The organism is Mycobacterium sp. 852002-30065_SCH5024008 (assembly GCF_001665645.1).
Classification (GTDB): Bacteria; Actinomycetota; Actinomycetes; order Mycobacteriales; family Mycobacteriaceae; genus Mycobacterium; species Mycobacterium paraffinicum.
In genome coordinates this window covers 1-8,274 of the sequence record NZ_LZSZ01000182.1, presented here as the reverse complement: position 1 = coordinate 8,274, position 8,274 = coordinate 1, and the positions used below count along the sequence as shown (strand labels likewise).

At 62.7% G+C, this 8,274-nt stretch carries 5 protein-coding genes and 2 pseudogenes; 4 read left to right on the top strand and 3 right to left on the bottom strand.

Features of this window, described 5'->3' with window-relative positions; all coding sequences use genetic code 11:
- A pseudogene (locus A5781_RS23690) lies at nucleotides 1-737 on the top strand (glycine dehydrogenase (aminomethyl-transferring)); the annotation flags it as partial.
- Nucleotides 738-759: 22 nt separating this feature from the next.
- Here the strand turns inward: A5781_RS23690 and A5781_RS23685 are convergent.
- Nucleotides 760-1,632 (bottom strand): haloalkane dehalogenase, encoded by an 873-nt coding sequence (locus A5781_RS23685; protein ID WP_067212877.1) that lies wholly within the window; start codon nucleotides 1,630-1,632, stop codon nucleotides 760-762.
- Between the two features lie 338 nt (nucleotides 1,633-1,970).
- Between A5781_RS23685 and A5781_RS23680 the strand changes: the two genes are divergently transcribed.
- Complete coding sequence (locus tag A5781_RS23680; RefSeq protein WP_156624988.1) at nucleotides 1,971-3,527, top strand: MFS transporter; 1,557 nt, start codon at nucleotides 1,971-1,973, stop codon at nucleotides 3,525-3,527.
- A gap of 82 nt (nucleotides 3,528-3,609) precedes the next feature.
- On the opposite strand, the pseudogene A5781_RS25335 reads toward A5781_RS23680, so the two are convergent.
- Together A5781_RS25335 and A5781_RS25330 are read right to left on the bottom strand one after the other, a co-directional pair.
- Nucleotides 3,610-3,911: pseudogene (locus tag A5781_RS25335) on the bottom strand (IS256 family transposase); the annotation flags it as partial.
- Nucleotides 3,912-4,087: 176 nt separating this feature from the next.
- A complete protein-coding gene (locus tag A5781_RS25330) occupies nucleotides 4,088-5,383 on the bottom strand; it encodes a cysteate synthase (RefSeq protein WP_231990847.1) in 1,296 nt (431 codons plus the stop codon).
- A gap of 1,255 nt (nucleotides 5,384-6,638) precedes the next feature.
- On the opposite strand from A5781_RS25330, the gene A5781_RS25325 reads away from it, so the two are divergent.
- Together A5781_RS25325 and A5781_RS23670 are read left to right on the top strand one after the other, a co-directional pair.
- Complete coding sequence (locus tag A5781_RS25325) at nucleotides 6,639-6,851, top strand: MbtH family protein (RefSeq protein WP_082939495.1); 213 nt, start codon at nucleotides 6,639-6,641, stop codon at nucleotides 6,849-6,851.
- Between the two features lie 46 nt (nucleotides 6,852-6,897).
- The coding region (locus A5781_RS23670; RefSeq protein ID WP_231990837.1) for a condensation domain-containing protein at nucleotides 6,898-8,274 on the top strand (1,377 nt) is incomplete at its 3' end.

Here is an 8,274-nt window from a genome sequence, read left to right as displayed (position 1 = left end):
TATGCGATCGTCGGCAGCGTCAGATGTGTATAAGAGACAGGCGTTCGCACCTGGCCCCGTTCCTGCCCGGGCACCCGCATGCCCCCGAGTTGCCCGAAGGTCATCCGGTGTCGTCGGCGCCCTACGGGTCCGCCTCGATCCTGCCGATCAGCTGGGCCTACATCAGGATGATGGGCGCCGACGGCCTGCGCGCGGCGTCGCTGACCGCGATCGCGTCGGCCAACTACATCGCCCGCCGGCTCGACGAGTACTTCCCGGTGCTCTACACCGGCGAGAACGGCATGGTCGCCCACGAGTGCATCCTGGATCTGCGGCCGATCACCAAATCGACCGGAGTCACCGTCGACGATATCGCAAAGCGCTTGGCCGACTACGGTTTTCACGCGCCGACGATGAGCTTCCCGGTGGCCGGCACGCTGATGGTGGAGCCTACCGAAAGCGAGAGCCTGACCGAGGTCGACGCCTTCTGCGAAGCCATGATCGCCATCCGCGGGGAGATCGACCGGGTGGGTGCGGGGGAGTGGTCCGTTGACGACAATCCGCTGCGGGGCGCGCCGCACACCGCCGAGTGCCTGTTGGTCACCGACTGGCAGCACCCGTACACGCGGGAGGAGGCCGCCTATCCGCTCGGGAAGAACTTCCGGCCGAAGGTGTGGCCGCCGGTGCGGCGCATCGACGGCGCCTACGGCGACCGCCACCTCGTTTGCTCGTGCCCGCCGGTGGAGGCGTTCGCTTAGTGGCTCGGAGTCGCGGGGCAGGTCAGCCGAAGCGTTCGATGATCGCCTCGGCGATCTGATCCGGTGCATCCTCCTGGATGAAGTGCTTGGCATTGGGCAGTTCGACGAGGACGTGGTCGGGAAAGGCCGCGCGCATGCGCGGGAGGGTGGGGCCGGGCCGGAACGCGAAGTCCTTCATGCCCCAAACGAATAAGGCGGGTTTGGCGCCCAGCTTGGCCGGCACTTCCCGGGCGAGCCGCGTCAGCAGGGGGCCGGCGGCCAAGATCTGCTTGGGCATCTCGGCGACGCCTTTGCGGGCCTCGGGGCCGGGTTGCACCGCCCGGTAGTGCTGCATCACCGCATCGCTCGGGCGGTGCTCGGTCCCGGCGGGGATGAGACGCTCGACGAAGAAATTGCGGTGCAGGATCGCGTATTGCAGCGGCGGACTGGACATCACCCGGCTGAACATCTTGGTCGTGAATTCGTCGGTCGGCCAGAACAATGTGTTACCCAGGATGACGCCGCGCACCCGCTCGGCACGCTCCACCGCGACCGCCATGCTGATGGGCCCACCCCAGTCCTGGCCCATCGTCAGGAAGTTCTCGAGGCCGAGATGGTCGACGAACTCGCCGACCACCCGGGCGTGCTCTTCGATGGTGTATCCGAACGCCGCGGGCCGGTCAGATAGCCCGAACCCGAGGTAATCCGGTGCGATGCAGCGGAATCTGTCGCGCAGCGCGATGACGATGTTGCGATAGAGGAAGCTCCAGGTCGGGTTGCCGTGGCACAGCAGGATCGGCGGGCCTTCGAAACCGGCGGGGCCTTCGTCGATGAAGTGCATGCGCCCCTGCGAGCTGTCGAACCAGCGCGACTGGAACGGATAGAGCTGGGGGTCCGGCGTGAAGTCGATGCTCATGGCGCTCCTTCGGTAGCGCTCATGATGCTAGGCCCGGAGTGTGAAAATACCGAGCCGGTGCGGGCGGTCGCGTACTAGTACCGGCCGAAGGCCAGGGCGACGTTGCGCCCGCCGAACCCGAACGAGTTGTTGATGGGGCGTGACCGAGATCGTCCGCATTGGTTCTCCGAGGATTAGCTGTAAGTTCGACCCCCGCGTTGAGCTCAGCGTTAGTGGGCGGCCGTAGCGGTGAAGAGCCAACACAGCGGCGATCACGGTATCAGGATCCACCGATGACAAGGCCATTCGATCGGGCCGAATCCATGCAACCCTTCTGCCGAAGACGCGACAATTACTGTATGGAAGTGCGCGACGACGGCTCAGACGGTCCAGACCGGGTGGTCCATGTGCCTACTGAACACACCGCCATGACGGCTTCGAGGCAACCTCGTTTGCCTGGGCTGACGCGGCGCCAGTTCATTGCCGCAATTGTCGTGCTCAGCGGCATTGAGTTGCTGGCGACGATGGACAGCACCGTCGTGGTCGTCGCGCTCCCAAAGATCCAAAACGACCTGCGCCTGTCGGATGCCGGGCGAAGTTTCGTTATCACCGCCTACGTGCTGACCTTTGGCGGGCTGATGCTGCTGGGCGGCCGCCTCGGTGACACCATCGGCCGCAAACGCACCTTCATCATCGGGGCTGCGATGTTCACCATTGCCTCGGCCATGTGCGGCATCGCCTGGGACGAGAACACCATCATTCTGGCCCGGCTGCTCAAGGGCGTGGCCGCTGCGATTGCCGCACCGACCTGTTTTGCCCTGGTGGCGACCACGTTCCCGACGGGGCCGCCACGCAACGCTGCGATGGCGGTGCTCGGCGCCATGAGCGGTGCGGGCGCGGTGATGGGCCTGGTGGTCGGCGGGGCGATCACCCAGGTTTCCTGGCGGCTGGCGTTTTTGGTGAATGTGCCGATTGGGCTGCTGGTGATCTACCTCGCCCGCACGGCGTTGCGGGAAACCGAGAAGGAGCGCATGAAGCTCGACGCCACCGGCGCTGTGCTGGCCACGCTGACGATTTCCGCCGCGATCGTCGGCGTGTCGATGGGGCCGGAGAGGGGCTGGTTCTCGCCCCCCACGATGGGTTCAGGTCTAGTGGCTCTGACCGCTTTCCTCGCGTTCGTCGTGGTGGAGCGCAGGGCCGAGAATCCCGTCATACCGTTCAGCCTGTTCCTCGACCGCAACCGGGTAGCCACATTCGCGACCATGTTCCTTGCCACTGGGGTCGGGATGACCCTGACGGTGCTAATCGGCCTGTATGTGCAGAGCATCCTGGGCTACAGCGCTCTGCGCGCGGGATTCAGCTTCGTCCCGTTCGTGATCGCGATGGTCATCGGGGTGGGCGTTTCGGCGCGGCTGGTGACGTGGTTCCCGCCGAGGGTCATGGTGCTCGCCGGCGGAGTCCTGATGCTGGGCGCGATGCTGTACGGTTCAACGCTCAACCACGGCGTGCCATACTGGCCGAATCTGGTGCTGCCGATCTTCGTCGGCGCTGTCGGTCTCGGCATGATGAACGTCCCGCTTTCGCTATCGCTGCTCGCCAGCGTCGGAGTCGACAGGATCGGGCCCACATCCGCGATCGCGCTGATGCTGCAGAGCCTTGGCGGACCGTTGGTCTTGGTGGTCATCCAAGCCGTCATCACCTCGCGCACCCTGCAGTTGGGCGGCACCCGCGGGCCGGTTAAGTACATGAACGCTGCGCAGTTGCATGCGCTGGACCGGGGCTACACCTACGGCCTGCTCTGGCTAGGCGGAGTGGTCGTCCTGCTTGGTGCGGTGGCGCTGCTCATCGGCTACACCGCGCAGCAGATCGCGCACGCGCAACAGCTTAAGAAAGCATTCGACGCCGGCGAACAGTAGAAAGACGTTGCTGTCAGCCGATTTCCGCTGACATCAGCTTTTTGTAAGCGGCCCCGCAAACCACGAACTGTGCCGATGTTTGCAGACACAGCTTGGTCTGCTCCAGCCCGACCTTGAGGTGAATGTCGTCGACCCACCGGTAGACGTAGTCGGTGCCGGATAGATCGCGGCGGCCGAACGTGGCGCTTCTCTTGCCACTGCGCCGCGAGCCTGACCCGAGGAACTGCTCCAAAGCGGACCCGTAGTCCCCGCTACAGGCCGTGCGGGGACAGCAGCGGACACCTCGGACATTTGCGAGGATTGGCGTGCCCATGCCGGCGGGATCGCAGAGGAAAACCGCTGCCGCTCAACGGTATCGGGGTCGACAGGTTTGTCGGTGACCCGGGCGCCGTCTTGTTGGCCTCCTGGGCATCGTGAACTACGGTGAGCGAGCATGGGCGTACCTTCCCAACCAGCGCGCCAACGCCGGTCTTCATCTGAGCTACTGGACTTTCAGATCATCTTCGGGAAGGTGCGCCTGCTTTCACGCCCCCTCACCGAGGCTCATCCGCAGGTTCTGATCATTGCTCAAAGGATTCAAAGATACGATCCGCCGCGACCTCACGATTTTGCTCCAAGCTGATGTGTTCGACACGCAGAGGACATCTATTTCCACCAGCCCGCTCCAAGGCAATCCGCCCGCCACCAGTTACATTCAGAAGGACTAGTGAATCAAGCGGTACAGAGCCATCATCAATCGCATTGCGCAGACATGCGACTGCCACGGCGGGTCCCGGTTCGATGTCTACGCCCTCGACTTCCGCAAACAGGTTTCTGGCTTTCTGAACTTGCCGAGCGGTCGCGGTCCTAACCTTCCCTCTGCTGTCAGCAAGAGCATCCCTTACACCGCCCTTGATGCGTACTAGTGGCTTAGGGTTTGTCAGCTCATCAGCGTAGGGAGCCTCTCCATCACCATTAGCATGAATTCCGATTGCCCAATTCTCGGAATGTGCAGACAATTCTAAAGCGATGGGGGCGAGCTCAGCGTTTTGACAGAGGGTCAACCGTGGTATCCGCTGGCCCGTCGGCTGCAATCGTCTACTCGCCTCCCAGGCCGCGATTGCTCCCGCGCCACTGCCGACGGCCTGAAAATAGTGCTCGGGAAGCCTCCCTATTTCCTCGACGGCCGCCAACATGACAGTCGCCAGCCCGTCGCGTGTGGCAACGTTTAGGGCTCCCCCGGGCCACACCCAGCCGAATCGGCTACACAGGAACTGTCCGAAATCAATCGCGTTCCGGTAGGAACCCTTCTCGACGCATACGACTCTGACGCTGCAGCCGATCTCTCCAGCAAACCGGATCCTGTTGAGACCAAACTCGGGAACCACCACAACGCATGGTCTTTCGGTCTGCGAAGCTATCCGAGCCAACGCCGCGGCCGTATTGCCCACGGAGGCAATTACCATCGGAGGTGTCGACGATGGAAGCCGAGCTATCAACACGTTTGCTTCAAGTTCCTTGAACGTACCGGTTGCGAACCGGACGCCGCGCTCAGGCCAATACCCACTGAACGCGATCCAGAGGTTCTCCATACCGAACACTCTGGCAAGCCCCTGCGAGCGGAATACGATGGAGCTTTGGGCGTTATCTAAAAGCCCGGAATTGATGGGAAGCCATGCGGCATATCTGGCCAACCCCGACGCTTGGCCATTTTGTACGAAGCGTCCATTGGGATATCGCGTTGTAAGAACCGCGTCCTCGTGTTCTCTATCGCAACGTAGACGGTACCCATCGTCGACGTAGGTGTCGCCACATGCTGTGCATACGAGCTCGTAGGATGCACCAGGGCTCGTCCGCGGTACGTGTTCTTCCACCATCATCCCCCTACGCAATTCCCCGCGACGGCGCCGTGACGTTCGGGGCATGGAGGGAATCGATACTCGTCAGCGCTGCGCCACTGCGCGGCAAGCTGGCTTGCTCGCGGACCGGGTCCGGACGGGAAGTCCCCACCACGGCAAAAGGTTATCGTGGTCGTTGCCGCCGCTGCACCCCAAAAGCAGATTTCGAATCACTGATTCATCGAGGCAGCAAGCTGCCGGTCGTGGCATCAGGTCATCGCGCGCCGGGCGATATCGCCGAGGAGATCTGTTGGGCTTCGTCGCAGCGGCCCTAGGTGCTCATGTGGTGGTGGGCCGCGATCACGCCGTGGTGAGTGTTACGGATAGACGTAACTACGGGGGCGTAACTGCGGGTGGTGCCTGGATAATAGCCCGGGATGGTAGGACGCCAACTGGTTTCAACGTATTCGGTAGCAACGTTTGAAAGTTGGTCACCTTGCTGGTTGCGGCCATCGGTGTGGGTTTGGTGGCGAACCTGCGCGTCGAAAGAGAGCGGGTCTGTTCTCCGCCGAAACGCGGTACCGGAGGCAGGTATCCCCGGACGGATTACATAGCTGTAACGCTACAAGTGTTGCCCGCGCAGTGCTCGTGGTGCTTCGGGAGCGCCAGTTGCGCTTGGTGCCGCCAAAGACATTGTGGGGCAATGCAGGTGGGCGATGCGGCGCAGCGGCCGGACAGAATCGCCGGCCGGCGATCTTCTTCTGGGGCCGGTGCCGGCGGCTGGGGTCGATGCCCTTCGCCGCGACCCAGGGCCGGGGACATGATGGGCAGTGCGGGCGTCGCCTCTGGGCTTGCGGTTCAGCCGCGCCGCAACGTATTTGAGGCGTCGCCGCGATCATGACATGAGGATAATTGGGGACTAAAGACTCTGTCGGGGATGCCGGCAGGGCGCACGCGGAACAGGCCCGGCGCGGGGTGGGTGGCAATTCTGGGTTTGGGGGATGCTGATCATTGTTCGTCTGGCCGATAGCGGGTGTGTATGCCCTGGCGGCGTTGTGCCGAGAGCCTTATGCTGGCCATATGCGGGGGTGTGGCGGTTTATTGTTCACGGCTGGTTTCCGAAAACCGCACGGTAAGAAGCTATCTGCGTGGTGGTGCGCGCGGGATTGCCCGGTACTGGATCTGAGGGTCTGGGGCTTAGGGAGTTTTGTGGAGATTTTCGTGACGGGGGGTGTGGGGCTGTCGTATGGTTTGGACGGACCATTACCTTGACTAGACGGTCTGGGGGACCGGGGTGAGTATCAATCCGTTTGATGATGACAATGGCAGTTTTTTGGTCTTGGTCAATGATGAGGAGCAACATAGTCTGTGGCCGGTTTTTGCTGATGTTCCCGCGGGGTGGCGGGTGGTGTTCGGCGGGGCTGATCGTGGGGCGTGTGTGGACTACATCGAAGAGAATTGGGCTGATATTCGGCCTATGAGTCTGCGCGAGCGGCTGGGTAGGTAGCGGGCCGGGCTGCTGATCGGTAGACCGTTTGGGTTGGTGGGGTCGGATGGGATGCGACGACCGGGTAGCGCCGCTGACGCGCGGACAGTTAGACATTTGGCTTGCTCAAGAACTTGCCCAGCATCCGGGTCGTCGCGGTACGGAGTGGCAGCTGGGCTTGTTGGCGCGGGTCGAGGGCCGCGTCGATCGGGAGTATCTGCAGCAGGCGATCCGCCAGGTGGTGTGGGAGGCCGAACCGGGCAGGGCGGCGTTTTGTGAGGTAGCTGGCCAGGTTGTGCAGCGGGTGATCGATGACCCCGATGTCGAGTTGGCCTTTTATGACCTGCGTGGTGCGCAGGATCCGGTGCAAGCTGTCGGTGAGATCGCGTCGTTGATTCAACGCACGCCCATGCCGTGGAGCGGGCCGCTGTTTAAGTTTGCGTTGTTTCAGACGCGGGTTGATGAGTTTTGTTTGTTCGCGTGCTGTCATCACATCGTCATCGATGGGTTGGGCATGGTGCTGGTCAGCCGTCGGCTGGCCACGATTTATACCGCCCTTGTTCGTGGAGAACCCGTCCCGGCGGCCTACTTCGGTTCGTTGCAGGACTTGGTGGACTGCGAGTCAGAATACGAAGCCTCCTCCGATTATCTGCACGATCGAGCGTATTGGCGCGGCCGACTTGGGCCCGAAGGTGACCTAATTTATGGGTTGCCCGATGCGGTAGGTGAGCGCGACGACGAGGTGGCTTCTGCGCCGGTTCCTTTGAACCCGTCTGTTGTTGGCCGCATTCATACGTTGACCAAAGCGTTGCGGATCCGTCGCTCTTCGGTGCTTACCGCGGCATGTGCGCTGTTGGTGCGGGGCTGGTCGGGGAGTGGTTCGCAGGTGGTGCTCGATTTCCCGGTCAGCCGCCGGGTGAGTCCGGAGTCCAAGATGTTTCCCGGGATGCTAGCTGGGGTGGTACCGCTGGTGTTGACGGCATCACCGCAGTCCACGGTGGCCGACTTTTGTGTGCAGGTGGACACCCGGATACGAGAAGCGTTGCAGCATCAGCGTTTTCCGGTGCACACCCTAGAAGGCGATGGTGGTCATCGCGGCCTCAGGCAGGTGCCCAATCGGGTCGGTATCAACTTCATTCCCTCCCGACTGACCCTGGACTTTGCCGGTGCCCCGGCAACAGCGACCTACACCAACCATGGCCCCGTGGGCCATTTCGGGCTGTTCTTCCTGGGCTCCGGTGACCAGCTATATCTGAGGACGGCCGGCGCTGGGCAACCCTTTGCCAGTTTCGACGTCTCCTATCTAACCAACCGCTTGGAGCAGACGCTGGCCGACATGACGGCCGATCCCAGCGAACAAGTCTCTCGGGTCGGGGTCCTCGACGAGTCCGAGCGTGTCCGCCTGGATAACTGGGGTAATCGGGCGGTGTTGGACCGCCCGGCG

Excerpts from the sequence above, each read along its gene's own strand:
- A5781_RS23685 (WP_067212877.1), bottom strand. The coding sequence starts at position 1,632 with ATGAGCATCGACTTCACGCCGGACCCCCAGCTCTATCCGTTCCAGTCG.
- A5781_RS23680 (WP_156624988.1), top strand. The coding sequence starts at position 1,971 with ATGGAAGTGCGCGACGACGGCTCAGACGGTCCAGACCGGGTGGTCCAT.
- A5781_RS25330 (WP_231990847.1), bottom strand. The coding sequence starts at position 5,383 with ATGGTGGAAGAACACGTACCGCGGACGAGCCCTGGTGCATCCTACGAG.